General features: G+C 65.3%; 19 protein-coding genes and 1 tRNA gene. 8 read left to right on the forward strand and 12 right to left on the reverse strand.

Translation table 11 applies throughout. From position 1 onward, the window contains the following. Window positions 1-5 precede the first annotated feature (5 nt). The gene (locus tag ACSU04_RS16250) at window positions 6-998 is read right to left on the reverse strand and encodes a DUF2332 family protein (protein ID WP_439290293.1); all 993 of its coding nucleotides are present in this window, start codon (window positions 996-998) and stop codon (window positions 6-8) included. Between the two features lie 74 nt (window positions 999-1072). Between ACSU04_RS16250 and msrB the strand changes: the two genes are divergently transcribed. Further along, complete coding sequence (gene msrB / locus ACSU04_RS16255) at window positions 1073-1483, forward strand: peptide-methionine (R)-S-oxide reductase MsrB (protein WP_439280771.1); 411 nt, start codon at window positions 1073-1075, stop codon at window positions 1481-1483. Further along, window positions 1480-2022 carry a nitroreductase family protein gene (locus ACSU04_RS16260; RefSeq protein ID WP_439290294.1) on the forward strand — a complete coding sequence of 181 codons (543 nt, stop codon included), beginning with the start codon at window positions 1480-1482 and terminating at the stop codon, window positions 2020-2022. Before msrB ends, ACSU04_RS16260 begins: the two co-directional genes overlap by 4 nt. Before the next feature lie 95 nt (window positions 2023-2117). On the opposite strand, the gene ACSU04_RS16265 is transcribed toward ACSU04_RS16260, so the two are convergent. After that, window positions 2118-3032: a DMT family transporter gene (locus ACSU04_RS16265; RefSeq protein ID WP_439290358.1), complete on the reverse strand. Its 915-nt coding sequence runs from the start codon at window positions 3030-3032 to the stop codon at window positions 2118-2120. Between the two features lie 103 nt (window positions 3033-3135). On the opposite strand from ACSU04_RS16265, the gene ACSU04_RS16270 reads away from it, so the two are divergent. Beyond that, window positions 3136-3792: an SOS response-associated peptidase family protein gene (locus ACSU04_RS16270; RefSeq protein WP_439290295.1), complete on the forward strand. Its 657-nt coding sequence runs from the start codon at window positions 3136-3138 to the stop codon at window positions 3790-3792. A gap of 3 nt (window positions 3793-3795) precedes the next feature. Here ACSU04_RS16270 and ACSU04_RS16275 read toward each other — a convergent pair whose 3' ends face one another. Beyond that, the gene (locus ACSU04_RS16275) at window positions 3796-4518 is read right to left on the reverse strand and encodes a tyrosine-protein phosphatase (protein WP_439280774.1); all 723 of its coding nucleotides are present in this window, start codon (window positions 4516-4518) and stop codon (window positions 3796-3798) included. A gap of 66 nt (window positions 4519-4584) precedes the next feature. On the opposite strand from ACSU04_RS16275, the gene ACSU04_RS16280 reads away from it, so the two are divergent. Continuing rightward, window positions 4585-4884, forward strand: coding sequence for a hypothetical protein (locus ACSU04_RS16280; protein WP_439290296.1), 300 nt, complete (start codon window positions 4585-4587; stop codon window positions 4882-4884). Between the two features lie 29 nt (window positions 4885-4913). Here the strand turns inward: ACSU04_RS16280 and ACSU04_RS16285 are convergent. Beyond that, window positions 4914-4989: transfer RNA gene (locus ACSU04_RS16285), tRNA-Thr, on the reverse strand. Window positions 4990-5117: 128 nt separating this feature from the next. On the opposite strand from ACSU04_RS16285, the gene ACSU04_RS16290 reads away from it, so the two are divergent. Further along, complete coding sequence (locus tag ACSU04_RS16290) at window positions 5118-5792, forward strand: AAA family ATPase (protein ID WP_439290359.1); 675 nt, start codon at window positions 5118-5120, stop codon at window positions 5790-5792. A 54-nt stretch (window positions 5793-5846) separates the two neighbouring features. On the opposite strand, the gene ACSU04_RS16295 is transcribed toward ACSU04_RS16290, so the two are convergent. Continuing rightward, the gene (locus tag ACSU04_RS16295; protein ID WP_439290297.1) at window positions 5847-6830 is read right to left on the reverse strand and encodes a protein-disulfide isomerase; all 984 of its coding nucleotides are present in this window, start codon (window positions 6828-6830) and stop codon (window positions 5847-5849) included. 216 nt (window positions 6831-7046) lie between these two features. On the opposite strand from ACSU04_RS16295, the gene ACSU04_RS16300 reads away from it, so the two are divergent. Further along, entirely contained in the window at window positions 7047-8153 is a 1107-nt protein-coding gene (locus tag ACSU04_RS16300) for an ABC transporter ATP-binding protein (RefSeq protein ID WP_439280787.1), read from the forward strand. A gap of 66 nt (window positions 8154-8219) precedes the next feature. Next, on the forward strand, window positions 8220-9524 hold the full coding sequence (locus tag ACSU04_RS16305; protein WP_439280788.1) for a DUF4032 domain-containing protein: 1305 nt from the start codon (window positions 8220-8222) through the stop codon (window positions 9522-9524). 83 nt (window positions 9525-9607) lie between these two features. On the opposite strand, the gene ACSU04_RS16310 is transcribed toward ACSU04_RS16305, so the two are convergent. From ACSU04_RS16310 to ACSU04_RS16330, 5 genes are all read right to left on the reverse strand, one after another. Next, window positions 9608-10246 carry an NAD(P)-dependent oxidoreductase gene (locus ACSU04_RS16310; RefSeq protein ID WP_439290298.1) on the reverse strand — a complete coding sequence of 213 codons (639 nt, stop codon included), beginning with the start codon at window positions 10244-10246 and terminating at the stop codon, window positions 9608-9610. A 26-nt stretch (window positions 10247-10272) separates the two neighbouring features. Further along, window positions 10273-11283: a 23S rRNA (guanosine(2251)-2'-O)-methyltransferase RlmB gene (gene rlmB, locus ACSU04_RS16315; RefSeq protein WP_439290299.1), complete on the reverse strand. Its 1011-nt coding sequence runs from the start codon at window positions 11281-11283 to the stop codon at window positions 10273-10275. Then, entirely contained in the window at window positions 11276-12679 is a 1404-nt protein-coding gene (cysS, locus tag ACSU04_RS16320) for a cysteine--tRNA ligase (RefSeq protein WP_439280791.1), read from the reverse strand. The genes rlmB and cysS overlap by 8 nt, the downstream gene beginning before the upstream one ends. A 34-nt stretch (window positions 12680-12713) precedes the next feature. Continuing rightward, window positions 12714-13946: a 2-C-methyl-D-erythritol 4-phosphate cytidylyltransferase gene (gene ispD / locus ACSU04_RS16325; RefSeq protein ID WP_439290300.1), complete on the reverse strand. Its 1233-nt coding sequence runs from the start codon at window positions 13944-13946 to the stop codon at window positions 12714-12716. A 125-nt stretch (window positions 13947-14071) separates the two neighbouring features. Beyond that, window positions 14072-14554 carry a CarD family transcriptional regulator gene (locus tag ACSU04_RS16330; RefSeq protein WP_439280793.1) on the reverse strand — a complete coding sequence of 161 codons (483 nt, stop codon included), beginning with the start codon at window positions 14552-14554 and terminating at the stop codon, window positions 14072-14074. Between the two features lie 134 nt (window positions 14555-14688). Here ACSU04_RS16330 and ACSU04_RS16335 point away from each other — a divergent pair, with 134 nt between their 5' ends. Next, on the forward strand, window positions 14689-15159 hold the full coding sequence (locus ACSU04_RS16335; protein WP_439280794.1) for a DNA modification methylase: 471 nt from the start codon (window positions 14689-14691) through the stop codon (window positions 15157-15159). Window positions 15160-15234: 75 nt separating this feature from the next. Here the strand turns inward: ACSU04_RS16335 and ACSU04_RS16340 are convergent, their stop codons facing one another. Next, window positions 15235-15918: a response regulator gene (locus ACSU04_RS16340; RefSeq protein WP_439280795.1), complete on the reverse strand. Its 684-nt coding sequence runs from the start codon at window positions 15916-15918 to the stop codon at window positions 15235-15237. Further along, on the reverse strand, window positions 15915-17138 hold the full coding sequence (locus ACSU04_RS16345) for a sensor histidine kinase (RefSeq protein WP_439290301.1): 1224 nt from the start codon (window positions 17136-17138) through the stop codon (window positions 15915-15917). The genes ACSU04_RS16340 and ACSU04_RS16345 overlap by 4 nt, the downstream gene beginning before the upstream one ends. Window positions 17139-17198: the final 60 nt, after the last annotated feature.

Here is a 17198-nt window from a genome sequence, read left to right on the forward strand (position 1 = left end):
CCAGGCTAAGGGCGATTCTCCGGCGAACCAGCGCGCCACTCCCACCAGCGCCCCAATGGGTCCGCGGCCGCACGTACTTTCCCGTCGATCGCGACGACGAACCCCGGCCAGGTATCGGCATCGACCGGCGGATGCCAGACGTCATGCAGTGTCGGCGTGTCGATCGTGATCCAGCGGGCCGGCAGTTGCTGCAGTTGTGCGATCAGCGCGTGCCTTGATGCCCAGGGGATGTGGGCGAGTACGCCGGGCGTTGTGATGACGAGCGTCGCGTCTGGCGGAGCGGATGCCGCGAGCGCCGCCACCTCAGCTCCGGCGTCACCGCGCACCATCCGCGGCGGATCGGCCGCGACGATATCGAGGGCCGCAGCGATCCGCGCTTCTCGGCCCGTCTCCCCCGGCCAGACGAGTCCCTGCAGCCAGGCACGGTCTCTCGGGTCGCCGGCGTCGAGCGGGTCAAGATCGATCCCGGCACGCCAGACGATCCGCGGCATCCGCACCGGCGGCATCGGCCCACGCACCTCGCTGGTGAGCACCACTTCGGAGGGGCCGCCATCCGGATCGAGAGCCGCGCGCAGTGTGCCGTCGGTGTCAACAAAACGATATGAGTAGCGATCGGGGTAGAGACAGAGGCCACCCGACGCCCCGAGTTCGAGCAGCGCGATTGGTCCGTCGATCTCGGAGAGCACCGGAAGCAGTGGTGCAAGGCGCAGCGGCTCGTTGGTCTGCACCCGGCGCGCAGAGCACTCGGCGACAATCTCGTCTGAGTGCGCGAGCAGGAATGCCCGCCACTTCTCGAAGCCCTCCAGTGGCGCGCCCAGCATCCGCGTCACCGCGAACACGAGTGGCGGCTGCCTGCGCGTGTCAGGAATGCGGGCGAGCACCGCCCGCACTTCGGAGTCAGCGGCGACCCCAGCGGCCCATTCTTCGTACAGCGCAGAGCGGCCGGGCGCCTCCTCGCGCGCAAAACGGTCGTAGCGTTCGCGCACAGCATCCGTCATCCATCCATTCTCGCCCGGTGATCGGCCCACGGCTGCCCGACGCGGTGGACAATGGAAGAGACATAGGAGGCCCCATGGACTACAACGTGAAGAAGACGGATGCCGAATGGCGCGAAGAACTCGGTGACGAAGAGTTCGCGGTGCTGCGCAAAGCCGCGACCGAACGCGCCTGGACGGGCGAGCTGCTCGATGAGAAGCGTGGCGGCCTGTACACCTGCGGAGCCTGCGGAACAGAACTGTTCAAGAGCGGCACGAAGTTCGATTCGGGATGCGGATGGCCGAGCTTCTACGAGTCGATCCGCCCGGACGCGGTGCAGCTCATCGAGGACAACACGCTCGGCATGCAGCGCACGGAAGTCCGCTGCGCGAACTGCGGTTCACACCTCGGTCACGTTTTCCCGGATGGTTTCGGCACCCCCACTGGCGACCGGTACTGCATGAACTCGTTGTCGCTGAACTTCACGCCCGAGGCTCCCCAGGCGTGAGCGCGCTCGACGCGGCCCTAGCCCGGCAGTCCTGGTCGAAGGTCACCGAGGACGCACCAACCAGCGACGAGCTACTGCCACTGGTGGCCGCGGCAGGTCGCGTTGCCGACCATTCCTCTTTGCGGCCGTGGCGCCTGATCGAACTGCGCGGCGACGATCGCGTGGTGCTCGGGGAGGCCATCGCGAAGGCACAGAGCGACAAGAGCCCTTCGTCGAAGCCGCTGCGTGCCGCACTGCTGATCGCTGTGGTGGCGAGCTACCAAAAGAGCGACAAGGTGCCGCGGTGGGAGCAGGAGGCCGTCGCCTCCGGCGTCGCACACACGCTCAGCTTGCTGCTGGATGAGGCCGGATGGGGCGTCATCTGGCGCACCGGCGGCTACACGCGCTCGAAGGCTGTCGCAAAGGCGCACGGGCTGAAGAAGAACGAGGAGCTACTGGGGTGGCTCTACGTCGGCGGCAAGCCGCAGGGCAAGAAGCCTGGTCGCCGCAAGAGCGTCGACGCCCGTGACCTGTTGACCCGGATGCCTGCGAAGAAGTAGCGGCTCGGGTCGGTTCGGGCAGGGGTCGCGGATGGTCGCATCCCGCGCACCTAAGCGGCAATCTGCGCCACCTCCCGTCCGGGCTCGGGCGATTCTCAGCGCTGTCGGCGCCGCCAGGGCATGGCCACGACAACGGATGCCACGGCAACGAAGACCATCCCGATCAGCTGCCACAGCGCCGGCCCCGCCGCGGCCGGCCAGAGCAGGTCAATCACGACTGAGGCGACGAGCTGTCCGAGCACGGATCCGAGCCCGAGCAGCAGCACACCCGTGTGGGCGACGATCGCCGCGCCCAGCAGGATGTACACGAATCCCAGCAGTCCACCGAGATACAGCCAGGGTTCGAGTGGCAGTGCCTGCGGCAGCCCGCGTACTGCGACGCTGACGCCCGCTGCGACGCACAGCACGAGGGTTCCGGTGATGAAGCTCATCAGCGTCGCGGTCATCGGAGACTGCACGCGTTGCGCGAGGCGTCCGTTGGTGGCCGACTGCCACGCGATGCCGACACCAGCGGCGAATGGCAGCAGAAGCAGCCACAGCGGTGTGTCGGCGAGCACGTCTCCCCCGAGCGAGACGCCGACCGCGGCGAGCGCGAAGACACCACCGAGCACGCGTCCCGGCGTGACCGCGACGACGCCGGCCGGTCCGAATCCGATGCGGTCGAGGACAAGACCGTGCAAGGTCTGGCCTGCCACGACGCCGACGGTGAAGAGTGAGACTCCGAGGACACCCGCTGTCACACCCTGGGTGGAGACCGTGAGTGCTCCACACGCGCCGCCGAGCAGCATCCATGTCGGGATCGTGCGCGAGCGAATGCCGCGCCACAGCCGACCGGCACCGGCGCGCGCTGATGGCAGTGCGATGGTGAAGACGAGCAGGACGACAAGTCCGACGCTGAAGGAGATGAGCCCGGCGAGGATGCCATCGTCGATACGGACTCCGAGCACGCCGTTGATCCGCGCCTGGATCGCGGTCATCGCTCCGATCGAGACGGCACCGCCCAGCGCCAACGGTGCGGAAAGCCTGCGGGTCTCGGTCACTCGTGCACACTACCCGAGCAGACGCTGCTCTTTCTGACCACCGAATGTCTGTGCGCGGCGTTACCCTTGCCGCATGTGCGCAAGCTACGGGCTGGACCCTCGCTTCACCGACGCGGAGCTGCTGGCCGAGGCAGATGCCGATGTCCTCGAGGGGCTGCGCGTCTGGGCCGCGCAGAACGCGGGCGAGACGGTGCGTCCCACCGGAAAGAACCTCCGCAATCTGAGCCCACTGATCGTGCCGCGGGATGCCGGGGCGACTCTGGAGCCCGCGTGGTGGGGTTATCTGGTGAATGGCGAGCCGGCGAAGTTCCCGTCAATCAACACGCGCTCTGAACGGCTGCAGGAGCGACCGGGCGGGTTGAAGAGTCGTGCGGTCGTGCCGTCCACCGGGTGGTTCGAGATGCAGAAGCCCGGCCGGGTGTGGCACGAGTTCGCTCTCGACAACCGTGCATTGTTCGGCATGGCCGCCGTCACGCAGCGTGGTCGCACTGCCGACGGCGAATCGTTCACCTGCTATTCCATCGTGATGCGCCCGGCCCCGGCCCACCTGGCCGACGTCCATGACCGGATGCCGGTGCTCATCCCGACCGCGTTCGCGCAGGACTGGCTGAACGCCGAGGCAGGGCGGGACATCATCGACGAGGCACTGCTGGCTGCGGCATCCCTCGACGAGCGCGTCACAGTGACACCACGGGAGAACGACAAGGGCGAAGCGGATCGACTGTTCTGACGATCACCGCGGCGGCAGTAGCGCCCGCCTCAGCTGATCCCGCACTGCGGCGTCGACGCCCGCGTGCTCCAGGTATGCCAGCGCCCCACCATGCTCGCTGTCGAGCCAGTCGAACATCTCGCTGAGCAGTTCGGGCGGTGAGCCTGCGAGTACGTCGACGAGGTTGTCGGTGACCTTCACACGGAACCATCGCATTTTGCGCAGCATCCGCTGTGTCCACTCCCCCGACAGGTTCGCCGCGGTGGCTGCATAGTCCGACACGATGATGTCGCGGTCGATGTCGAGCGCAGTGAGAATGAGCGCTGAAACCAGGCCGGTGCGATCTTTACCCGCGGTGCAATGCACGACGACCGGGCCTTCGGCGGATGCGACGGCCCGGATGACACGGCCGAGATCCTGTTGATGCCGGGTGAGCACCACGTCGTACACGTCCCGGAGTGTGAGCGTGCTCGGGTCCACGTTGCGCGGGGCACCATCGATGGGAACAGAGAGATACGCGGCACCGGTTCCACGCAGTCGGTCGCGCCCGCCGATACGTCGATCGATTGCCGAACGCAGGTCGATGACCTGCCGGATGCCGAGTTCCACCAGCCGGTTACGGCCGTCGCGGGTGAGGCGGTGCAGAGCATCCGATCGGTAAAGCAGCCCGGGTTTCAGCACACCGGGGGCGACCTCGCGAAAATTGTACGTGCCAGGCACATCGAGGCGGGTGACGGCGGCGTCCATGCCGCAATGCTAGCCCGGGGGCCGACCCACGTCGGATATCGTGGGCGTCACGACAGGGAGAACACCATGGCCGATGAGAAACCCCGCCCTCGCGCGTTGCGTGACGGCACGACCGAACCCCGCTTTGCCGAGCGTTACGCGACGATCGATGAAGTTGCCGCACTGCTCGGCGTCACACCGGTGTCGCTGCGCCAGACGATGCGCCGACGCGATTCTGGGGAAGCGTCTTCGGCCAGCGACGCGTTCATCGACCCGATCGGTAACGTGTCCGGCTATCTGTGGGATCGCGATGATCTGACTCCGACGGCGATCGAGGCGTGGCACAATCGGCCGCGGCGCGGGCGGAAGCCGAACAGCGCGCAGTAGGTGAGAGCGCTGTGACGATTCGTGAGATATGGAGCCGACTGCGGGGTTCGAACCCGCGACATCCTGTTTACAAGACAGGTGCTCTACCAGCTGAGCTAAGTCGGCATGCGCCACCGAAACGATGCCGCACTACAGATTCTATGACACCCAGCTGCCAACTCTGAACGGACAGCGTCGGAGGCACAGTGCAGACTGGAGCGGTGATCCAGCGATTGCCGATTCGACGCGTTGAGATGCATCCGCTCTCACCGCCCCCTCTCGACGCGTGGCCGGCCGCTCTGCCGCCCGTGCGACAGGTACTGGAGAGCGGATGGGACCTCGGCCCGGTCACGGTCCTGACCGGTGAGAACGGCAGTGGCAAGTCCACGCTGGTCGAAGCGATCGCGATCGCTTACGGGTTGAATCCGGAAGGCGGGTCGACCGGAGCCATGCACGCCACGCGCGCGACGGAATCGGCGCTCGGTGAGCATCTGCAACTCGTCCGTGACGGCGGCGCCCCAAAGAAGGGCTTCTTCCTGCGCGCCGAGACCATGCACGGGTTCTACTCGTACCTCGAGGAGGTGGGGATCGGCGGCCCGTTGCACACCCGCAGCCACGGAGAATCGTTCCTCGATCTGGTCGCGGAACGCGAGCACATCCGCGGGCTCTGGATGCTGGATGAGCCCGAATCCGCGCTCTCCGTCTCCGGATGCCTCGCACTGATCGGTCAGTTGCGTGACTTCGTCGCTCGCGGCTCGCAAGTCATTCTGTCCACGCACTCGCCGATCCTCGCGGCATTTCCCGGCGCAGATCGCTACGAGCTCGGCGACTGGGGAATGCGCCGCTCAGAGTACGACGACCTCGACCTGGTACGCACCTGGCGAGGGTTCCTCGATTCACCCGAGCGCTACCTGCGCCACCTCAACTGATCGATCCAGACTCAATCGGTGAAATCCAGACTCGATCGGTAAACGAAACCGAGACTATCCGGCCGGTGTGTCTTCCGGAGCCGGCGTCTCGGTCTCAGCCGGCGTCTCGACCGAAGCCTCAGTCGGCGTCGGAGTCGGAGACGGTGACGCCGCGGCATCCGTGTCGCTGGCGACGGTGAGCACGAACTGCGAGAACTCAGCCGGGTCCTTCAGCGAGCCGACATACGCCTCGCCGTTGACGACGACCATGGGCGCGCTGGTGAGTACGAGATCGTCGGATCCGGCCAGCGGCCCTGCCAGCGCACGAGCGGTTGCTTCCTTCGCCCATGAGACGAAGTCTGCACCCTCGATACAACTGCGAACGACCTTGGGCTCGTCGACGCCTACGGCGACAGCGAGGTCAGCGAGCTCGACATCGGTACGACCGTTACTGTCTACCTCGGGCTGATCGATGAGCAGTTCGTGGTTGAACGCGTAGAAGTTCTCGGGCGAGTGCGTGGCAACGCACGCAGCAGCAGCTGCAGAACGCAACGAGTACTTCGTGCCGTTCGAGCTGGCGGTAAGCATCGACACCGGGTGGTAGGTCACTGTGACCGCATCCTCGTCGATCCAACCGGACAACTGACGGGCGTTGGCTCGCTCAAACTCCCCCGCACCAGGCGAGAGATAGTCGACGTAGATATGCACATCGACGGCAGTCGTCGCTGTGGTGGGCTCCGGCTCGGCCATCTCTTCGGGGGCCTCAGGAGATGGCGTTACGGGCACGCTCTCGCTGACAGCATCCGGAATGTCATGCACGACGATGCCATCGCTTTTCATGCCACTCGGGCTCATGGTCGGCTCTGAGATCGTCGACGTGACGGCCATCGTCACTGCGGTACCAATGGCACCGACGGCAACGATGGCGACCACCCCAATGATGATCCTTCGCACAATGCGCACCCTCGACTGCTGGGCGTGCACCTGCTGGGCCTTCTCCCGAACCACCTCACGGGAATTGCGAGGGGTGGGGACGTTCGGCGTTTCGTCGCTCGACATCGTTCCTCTTGAAAGTCTTGTGGGGACGGGCTCCCTGACGTCCGCTTCGCTGAGCAGGACCACCATCGATGTTAACCAGCCAGGCTGGGAAATACCCAGGTGCCGCCGTTCATGTCATACTGAACTCGGCCCGATGGCGGGCCACGGTGGGCTCATATCCACCGCATCCATCACAACGGATCGTCCGGCACGTACCTGCCGGTGAAGGAGAAAATAATGGCATCCGTAACTTTCGATGACGCCACGCGTCTGTACCCCGGCGGAACCCGCCCGGCGGTCGACAAGCTCAACCTCGAGGTTGCAGACGGCGAATTCCTCGTCCTCGTCGGCCCCTCCGGCTGCGGTAAGTCCACCTCGCTGCGCATGCTCGCTGGCCTCGAAGAGGTCAACGACGGCCGCATCCTCATCGGCGACCGCGACGTCACCGACGTGCCGCCGAAGGACCGCGACATCGCGATGGTCTTCCAGAACTACGCGCTGTACCCGCACATGACCGTCGCCGAGAACATGGGCTTCGCGCTCAAGATCGCGGGCATCGGCAAGGAAGAGCGTGCATCCCGCGTGCTCGAGGCCGCAAAGCTCCTCGACCTGGAGGAGTACCTCACTCGCAAGCCGAAGGCACTCTCCGGTGGTCAGCGTCAGCGTGTCGCCATGGGCCGCGCGATCGTCCGTCAGCCGCAGGTGTTCCTCATGGACGAGCCGCTGTCGAACCTTGACGCCAAGCTTCGCGTTCAGACGCGTACGCAGATCGCGTCGCTGCAGCGTCGCCTCGGCGTCACCACGGTCTACGTCACCCACGACCAGACCGAGGCCCTGACCATGGGTGACCGCATCGCGGTGCTCAAGGATGGTCTGCTCCAGCAGGTCGGCACGCCCCGCGACCTGTACGAGAAGCCGGAGAACCTGTTCGTTGCCGGCTTCATCGGCTCGCCTGCCATGAACCTGTTCTCGACGGATCTCGCCGAGGGTGGCGTGCAGTTCGGCACCGAGGTCGTCCCGCTCGACCGCGACACCGTGGGCCGCGCCAACGGCTCGCAGGTCACGGTGGGCGTGCGCCCGGAGGACATCGTCGTCGGCCCCGCCGATGGCAAGGGTCTCTCGGTCACGGTCGACCTCGTCGAAGAGCTCGGCGCTGACGGCTACCTCTACGGCCACGCAGATGTCAACGGCAAGCGCACCGACCTCGTCGCACGCGTCGACGGCCGCAACCACCCGAGCGCCGGCCAGACGGTCACGCTCGCCGCGACCGCCGGTCACGTCCACGCATTCGACATCGAGTCGGGCCTGCGTCTGAACGACAAGCCGGTCGTCTCGGCCTCGTAAGTTCGTTTCACACGCGGCGCGGGCTCCTTCGGGTCGCCCGCGCCGCGTCGTTTCTCCGGGAGCACCATGCAGGACGCACTGCGCATCACCGCCAGCAAGATCAATCCCGAACTATTGTCGCTGCCATGGTCGACTCCGCTCGCGAAGTGGCCCTCCGAGCGCATCGTTTCGCTCCCCAAGGGCCTCTCCCGACACCTGGTGCGCTTCGCCGATCTCTCGGGTCGCGTCGTCGCGGTCAAGGAGACGACCGCAGAGATGGCCCAGCGCGAGTACGACATGCTCGGAAACCTGGCCCGCCTGGACGTACCGTGCGTTGATCGTGCTGCCGTGATCGCTGGACGAACGGATGCTGACGGCCATCCCCTCCCCGCTGTACTGGTTACTGTCCACCTGCGCTTCTCCATGCCGTACCGGGCACTGTTCACCCGCGTACTGCGCCCTGACACCGCCACCCGACTCGTCGACGCACTCGCTCTTTTGCTCGTTCGCTTGCACAACGTCGGCTTCTACTGGGGTGACGTCTCCCTCTCGAACACGCTTTTCCGGCGCGATGCCGGTGCGTTCGCCGCCTATCTGGTGGATGCCGAAACCGGCGAGCTGCACGAAGAAGGCCTCACCGACGGGCAACGCCTCTACGACCTGGATCTTGCACGCACGAACATCGCCGGCGAAATCATGGACCTCGCCGCGGGCGGGCGGCTCGAGCACGGAGTGGATGCTGTCGCCATCGCCGACGGCATCGTGTCGTCGTATCACTCGCTGTGGGCTGCCCTCACTGCCGAGGAATCCTTCTCTGCAAATGAGACGTGGCGCATCACTGAACGCGTAGAGCGGCTCAACGCGTTGGGCTTCGACATCGACGAGATGTCGATGAAGACCACCGCGGACGGCACGGTTGTGGAAATTCAGCCCAAGGTGGTGGATGCCGGACACCACCAGCGCCGTCTCATCCGCCTGACCGGGCTTGACGTCGAGGAAAATCAGGCCCGTCGCCTATTGAACGACCTTGATGAATTCCGGGCACGCTCGAAGAAGGACTGGGCAGACGAGGAGATGTACGCGCACGAGTGGCTCACGCGCGTGTTCGAGCCCGTCGTGCGAGCGATCCCCTATGACCTGCGAGCGAAGCTGGAGCCTGCAGAGGTCTTCCACCAGGTGCTCGAGCACCGCTGGTACCTGTCCCAGGCAGGCGGTCGCTCTGTTCCGCTCGCGGAGGTGCTGACGTCCTACATCAACGAAGTGCTGCGCCACCGCCGCGATGAGGCGACGATCATGGGACCGCCCACCGAGACGATGTCGCTTCCGGTGATGACCGGCGCGATGCCGATCTCTGCCGAGGACGAAGCCCTCGACTGGCGCGACCTGGTCTAGGGGCTCTCCCTCATTGCGAGTGGGTAGCTGTGGCTCGAGATTCGCAGAAAATCGAGCCACAGCTACCCACTCGCACGCGGTTTTCAGTACCCGACGGCGAAGTTCTCTCGAGTGTGCTTCGGATTCTCGATCTCATCGACGAACGCGACGCCGAGGTCGCGGCCAGAGATGAAGGATTCGCCGTTCTCATCCGTGACCAGAACCGGGCCGCCATCGCGGTATTTCCCGGTGCGCTCGCCCGGCGCCCAGACGCCGAAGCCGCCGGCCGGGTGCACGAAGAACCAGTCTTTTCCACTGGTGTCAGCCCGCAGGTCGTCCAGCACGCCGATGGCTTCAAGCGACTCCGCCTTGAACTCCTCTGGGAAATCGGTGTCGACGAGACGCGCTCCTCCGGGAGCGACGAGGCTGCCGCCGGCGCCACCGACGACGCCCAGACGGACCTCATCAGGCAGCGCGGCGAACAGCTCGGCGGTCGCCGGACGCACCTTGCCCACCATGTCGCCTCGCGGAGCAAGCGCCTGGATCACGACATCGACCTCGCCGATCTGCGCGAGCAGGGCCGGCACGTCGAGGATCGTGCCCTCGATGTACGTCGCGCCCTCCACTGGCTCAGTGGCTGCTGAGCGGGCGATCGAGATCACCGAATGACCGCGAGACACCGCCTCAGCGACGATGTTCGAACCGGCATAGCCGGTCCCTCCGACGACAGCGATACGGGCCATGGGGTCTCCTTCTGATTATTCCTTGGTCAGCGCTGTGCCCGCATCGTCGACACCTGGTACAGCGCAACGGATGCCGCGATGCCAGCGTTCAGCGACTCGGTCGCCGTTGAGATCGGAATCGAGATGATCTGGTCGCAGTTCTCCGTGACCAAGCGCGAAAGCCCCTTGCCCTCAGAGCCCACCACGATGACCACTGGGCGGTCGGCCAGCTGGAGCGAGGGCAATGAGACATCGCCGCCGCCGTCGAGGCCGATGACGAACACGCCCTGCTTCTTGAATTCCTTCAGCTGCGTGGTCAGGTTCGTCGCCATCGCCACCGGGAGGCGCGCTGCCGCGCCCGCACTGGTCTTCCACGCTGCGGAGTTCACACCCGCCGAGCGACGCTGCGGCAGGATGATGCCGTGCCCGCCGAAGGCGGCAGTCGATCGGATGATCGCACCGAGGTTGCGCGGATCGGTGATGCCGTCAAGCGCCACGAACAGCGGCACCTCGCCACGGTCGATGACCTTCTCGAGCAGGTCTTGCGGGTGCGCGTACTCGTACGGCGGCACCTTGAGCGCGACGCCCTGGTGCACGCCGTCGAAGCCGGCCATGCGGTCGAGTTCCTGACGGGTGACCTCCATCACAGGGATGCCGCGGCCCGTTGCGATCGACAGCATCTCCTTCACGCGGTCGTCCATCTCGACGCGCTGCGCGATGTAGAACGCGGTCGCGGGGATCTTCGCCCGCAGCGCCTCGAGTACCGAGTTACGACCGGTGACGTTCTCAGTGTCGTCTCCGGCCTTCGCCTTCGGTGCGCGGTTCGGGTTGCTCCCGCCACCGCTCGACGAGCGTGCGCCGGGCGGACGACCCTTGCCGCCAGCCGCCGCGTACCGCTCGTTTGCGGCCTTGCGCTTGCCTGCGACGTGCCAGGCGCGGTCCTCCGCCTTGGGCGTCGGGCCGCGGCCCTCGAGCGACTTGCGTCCGAGTCCGCCGGTGCCCTTGAGCGGGCCCTTCTTCTTACCGTTGTGTGCGCCGGGGCGCGGTGGCTTAGCCATCAATACTCCAATGAGTTCCGTCTGCTGTGTCTTCCAAAGCAATGCCTGCCGCCGCGAGTGCGTCGCGGATGCGGTCAGCCGTTGCCCAGTCCTTGTCGGCCCGCGCCTGGGCGCGTTGCGTAATCATCGTCTGCACGAGGGCATCGAGAGCGGATGCCTCTGCCCCTCCTGCTGCGGCTGCCACTGCGCCATTCAGCCCGAGCACGTCGAGCATCGCGGCAAGTGCGCGAGCCGCGTGAATCGCGGCATCGGTGTCGCCGGCATCCAATGCGGAGTTTCCCGCCCGTACCGTCTCGTGCACGGCGGCCAAAGCCTGCGGCACCCCGAGATCATCGTCCATCGCTGCTGCGAACGCATCCGGAAGTACTCCGGGCGCGAGCACAGCAGGATCAGCATCCACTGCGCGCAGCACCCGCTGCCGGAACGTGTCGATGCGCTCGAGAGCAGCCTCAGCCTCGGCATATGACGAGTCCGACAGATCAAGGCTCGAGCGGTAGTGCGCAGCGGCAAGTGCGTAGCGGATCACAAGCGGGTCGTGATCGGCGAGCACACTGGCTGCGAGAGTGAAGTTCCCGAGCGACTTCGACATCTTCTGGCCGTCGACGGTGACAAGGCCGTTGTGCATCCAGTACCGAGCGAAGGCGTCACCGGCCGCTGTCGACTGCGCAAGTTCATTCTCGTGATGAGGGAAGCGCAGATCGAGGCCGCCTCCGTGGATGTCGAACTCCGCACCGAGATACCGCTTCGCCATCGCCGAGCACTCGATGTGCCAGCCAGGACGGCCAGCACCCCAAGGCGATTCCCAGATCGCGTCGGCCGGCTCGCCGGGCTTGGCACCCTTCCAAAGCGCGAAGTCCTGCGCGTTCCGCTTGCCTCGGGGGTCAGCATCCTCTGCCGCCTCCATCGCATCGACGCCCTGGCGCGTGAGTGCGCCGTACTGCGCCCACGAATGGACGTCGAAGTAGACATCACCCGATCCGTCGGGCGCAGGGTACGCGTGTCCACGCTCGATGAGGGTGGTGATGAGTTCCTGCATCTGCGGGATGGATGCTGTCGCCCGAGGCTCGTACGTCGGCGCCAGGATGCCGATACCGGCGTACGCCGCGGTGAACTCCTGCTCCATCCGATAGGCCAAAGCCCACCAGGGCTCAGCATCCGTCGCGTTCATCAACACCTTGTCGTCGATGTCCGTGACGTTGCGCACGAAGGTCACCCGACCGTAGCGATGTGCGAGCCAGCGACGAAGAATATCGAAACTCAGAGCCGCACGAACGTGACCGATGTGGGGTCCTGACTGCACCGTCGGACCACATACATACATCGTGATGTTCTCGGGGTCGAGAGGCACGAAGTCGCGCAGCTGCTGTGCGCGAGTGTCATGGAGGCGGAGAGTCACTGAACTAGACTACCGGGGCCGCGCTGAGCGTTTCCTATCGCATGGAATACACAAGTGCGATCGCCGTCGCAGCGATGCCTTCGTCACGGCCCGTGAAGCCGAGCCCGTCCGTCGTCGTCGCGGACACTGAGACTGGCGCGCCGCCCAGCGCCGCGGACAGCACCGCTTCGGCTTCGGCCCGCCGGCCGCTGAACCGTGGCCGATTTCCTTGGAACTGCACCGAGACGTTTCCAATTGCGAAGTCGGCCTCAGCGAGGATTTCACGCGTGCGAGCGAGGAACACCTCACCATGTGCTCCGGCATACTCCGGATGCGCGGTGCCGAAGTGCTGACCAATATCTCCGAGCCCAGCCGCACCCAGGAGTGCGTCCACGATCGCGTGTGCCACGGCGTCGCCATCCGAATGCCCGGACAGCGCTGGCTCCCCCGGCCATTCAAGACCGGCGAGCCAGAGGCTTCCCTCTCCGCCGAAGGCGTGCACGTCTGTGCCGATGCCCACGCGAGGAATGACCGGCCCAGATGCGACCGGGACTGATGTAACCGGCACTGCGACAACGGGCGCTGCGAGAATCTGCCGCGCACGCTCCAGGTCTGCGGGCGTGGTGATCTTGAATGCCATCGGCGATCCTTCGATGTGCCGCACCGGGTGGCCGGCTGCGGCGAACAGGGCGGCATCGTCGGTGTACTCGACTCCTGATGCGAGTGCGTCCGCGTAAGACGCCTCCAGCAGCGCGCGGGGAAAGCCCTGCGGCGTCTGTGCTGCGGCGAGTTCGGAGCGATCGACCGCAGCGACGACGTCGCCAGCATCCACTCGTTTGATGGTGTCGATGACCGCCAGCGCAGGAATGACTCCCGCATCGCGCGTCACGGCACCGACGACCGCATCGATCTGCGCGGGCGGAGTGAGTGCGCGCGCAGCGTCATGCACGAGCACTGTCGTGATGTCGCCCCACAGCGCATCAAGGCCCGCGGCAACCGACTGCTGTCTGGTCTCGCCGCCGACGACGACGCGGCCGAGGTCACGCCGATCCCCGGCTGCTTCGAGCAATGCCGTCTCGGCATCCCCCTCATGTCCAGCAGGGGCGACGACGATGACCTGCGCAGGACCGGCGGCGAACACACCGTCGAGTGCATGGCGAAGCACCGAGCGCGCATCGATGCCGACGAACGCCTTGGGCGCTCGCGCACCCAAACGCGTGCCGGCACCAGCCGCGACGACGATGATCGCCGCAGTGGGCACAGGCAGGAGTTCTGGTACGACGGTCACATGCTCAGGTTACCGTCGCCCCGCTCACGGCCCGAGAATTGGCCCGCAACATGAAAAACGTCGTGCACGCATGTTTTCCATGCGGCACGACGTTTGTCGTGGTCTAGCGGTCTATTTCTCGCGGCTTAGGAAGCCAAGACCTCGTCAAGGATGACGCCGGCCTTTTCCTCGTCGCACTTCTCAGCGAGCGCAAGCTCGGAGATGAGGATCTGGCGCGCCTTCGCAAGCATGCGCTTCTCACCAGCGGACAGGCCGCGGTCCTGATCGCGACGCCACAGGTCACGAACGACCTCGCTGACCTTGATCACATCGCCAGAAGCGAGCTTCTCAAGGTTCGCCTTGTAGCGACGAGACCAGTTCGTCGGCTCTTCCGTGAACGGCGCACGCAGCACCTCGAACACCTGGTCGAGCCCCTCCTGGCCGATGACATCGCGAACGCCGACAAGATCGACGTTCTCAGCGGGCACCTCAATGATGAGGTCGCCCTGGGTGACATTGAGCTTCAGATATTTCTTGGTCTCGCCCTTGATGACGCGATCCTTGACCTCGATGATCGTCGCGGCCCCATGGTGCGGATAGACGACCGTTTCGCCAACCTCAAAAAGCATAAAATCGTGTCCTTTCGGCAACCTACAGAATACCACAGGCAAGATGCGCTAAGGTTTGCCCCCGCAGCGATCCCGAGCAGCCTCTCTGATACCCATAGAATGGGTACGGTTACCCAATGCCTTCAGGAGGACTCGTGAAACTGCGCCTTGTAGCGTCTGCCGCCGTCAGCGCCCTTGTTCTACTCGGGGCGACGGGATGCACCTTCATCACCCCACAGTCGACTGAGGTCAAGTATTCGGCCTCTGACGGGGTGAATGTTGCCGACTCGGACGGGCCGCTCGCGATCCGCAACGCGATGGTCATCGCGACAGAAGACGGCTCCACCGGCAACCTCGTCGCTGCCATCGTCAACGACACGGACAAGAGCGAGACGCTCACCGTGGAGATCGAAGGCCTCGAGCCTCTGACCGTGCGCGTCGGCGCAGGCGACACGCTGAGCCTGGGCGCGAACGCCGAGCCGCTGCGCATCGACGACCTCGACACGATGCCTGGTGCCACCATCGAGATGTACTTCCAGTCTGGAGACGCCACCGGAACCAGCACCGAAGTGCCCGTTCTCGACGGCACGCTCTCCTACTACGCAGACCTGGTTCCGAAGGACTGACGCTGATCCTCGTCAGCATCTGCTGACAGCAAGAGAGGCCGGCACCCACACGGGTGCCGGCCTCTCTTGCGTCGTTCAGCCCTCGAAGCGATAGCCCAGTCCGCGCACGGTCACCAGCATGACCGGCTCACTGGGGTTCTCCTCGATACGTGAACGGATGCGCTTGATGTGCACATCCAGCGTCTTGGTGTCTCCGAAATAGTCGCTGCCCCACACTCGATCGATCAGCTGACCGCGCGTGAGAACTCTGCCGGAGTTGCGCATCAGCAGTTCAAGCAGCTCGAATTCCTTGAGCGGCATGTTGATCTCGCTTCCGGCGACGGAGACCGTGTGCCGATCGATGTCGAGAGCGACTCTGCCACCGTCGAGCACGCGTTCGTCGAGATCGTTGTCAGCCTGCACGACTCGGCGCAGTACCGCACGCATGCGCGCGAGCAGTTCACGAGACGAGTACGGCTTGGTGATGTAGTCATCCGCGCCCAGTTCCAGCCCGACGACGATATCCACCTCGGAATCCTTCGCGGTGACCATGATGATCGGAACCGTAGAGGTCGACCGAATCTGGCGGCACACCTCAGTGCCCGGCATCCCCGGGAGCATGAGATCGAGCAACACGATGTCGGCGCCGCGTTCACCGAACGCGGTGAGGGCGCCGGGACCGTCCTCTGCGATCTCCACCTCATAGCCCTCACGGCGCATCAGGTATGCCAGCGGGTCGGCGAGGTCTGGTTCGTCCTCGACGATCAGGATGCGAGTCATTCGGTCTCTCCGTTTCGGATGCGTGCGGATACGGCTTCCTTGGCCGCTTTCCGCGCGCGCTTCTTCTTGTTCTTCCGGTCGGATTCTTCCGATTCCGGGGCTTCGATTCGTGGTAAGACAATGGTGAACGTCGATCCGCGGGCGGGGCGCGACCACAGACGCACCTCTCCCCCGTGTCGCTGGGTGGCGTGCTTGACGATCGAGAGCCCGAGGCCAGTGCCGCCGGTTCGCCGCGAGCGTGCTTCGTCGGCACGGTAGAACCGCTCGAAGATGCGATCGCGGTCAGACTCGTTGATTCCGATGCCCTGATCCGAAACGGCGATCTCGACCGTCCGACCCTCGATCTTGACACCGATGCCCACGCGCGACCCCTTCGGCGAGTACACGATCGCGTTCGCGATGAGGTTGCTGACCGCCTCGATGAGAATCTGCACGTCGCCACGAACAAAAGCGCCTCGATCGCCGCCGCGGAGGAGGTCGACGCCGGCGGAATCTGCCTGTACGGCGTGCGCCTCGACGGATGCGGTGATGACCTCATCGATGGCGACCGGATCGAAATCGGTGATCCCATCAGCTGCCTGCAGACGCGACAGGCTCATGATGCGACCGGTGAGCTGGCCGAGGCGGGAGGCTTCAGCCGAGATACGCGCGGCGAAGATGCGCACCTGCGCCGGATCGTCTGCCGCCGATTCGATCGCCTCGGCGAGCAGGCTCACCGCACCGACCGGAGTCTTCAGCTCGTGGCTGGTGTTGGCGACGAAGTCGCGGCGCACCTGATCCAGCCGTTCCTGCTCGGTGACATCGCGGATGATCAGCAGAGTCAAGCGTGGGCCAAGGGTGCTGGCTCGCGCCGACACCAGTCGTGGATCCAGGCTCACGCCTGGCCGCGTGATTCGCATCGTCTCTGTGGTGGATGCCCCGGTGGAGCGCACCGTACGCACAAGCTGACGCAGCTCTTGGTTGTCGAGCGTTGCACCGACGTCGATACCGAACCGTGCGGCGGCATGTGAGGTCGCGAGCACAAGCCCCGACGTGTCGATGACACAGGCCGCGTCGTCCATGCTGTCCAGTACGTCCGCAGTTCCCTGCGGGACCGTGGCAGCTGATTCCTCCACGACCTTGGCTCTCGCCCGATATGCCCAGACGATGAGCACTGACAGCCCGGCGCCGATCACCAAACCCATGGCAAGGGCAAGGAGCGCGATCTGCGGCGTGGTCATTCCTCCAGCGTAGGGTGCGTTCACCTCGACTTCAGCGAGTTTCCGCATCAGAACGGGAAG

It is taken from the genome of Microbacterium sp. A84, from assembly GCF_051842815.1.
Taxonomy (GTDB): domain Bacteria; phylum Actinomycetota; class Actinomycetes; order Actinomycetales; family Microbacteriaceae; genus Microbacterium.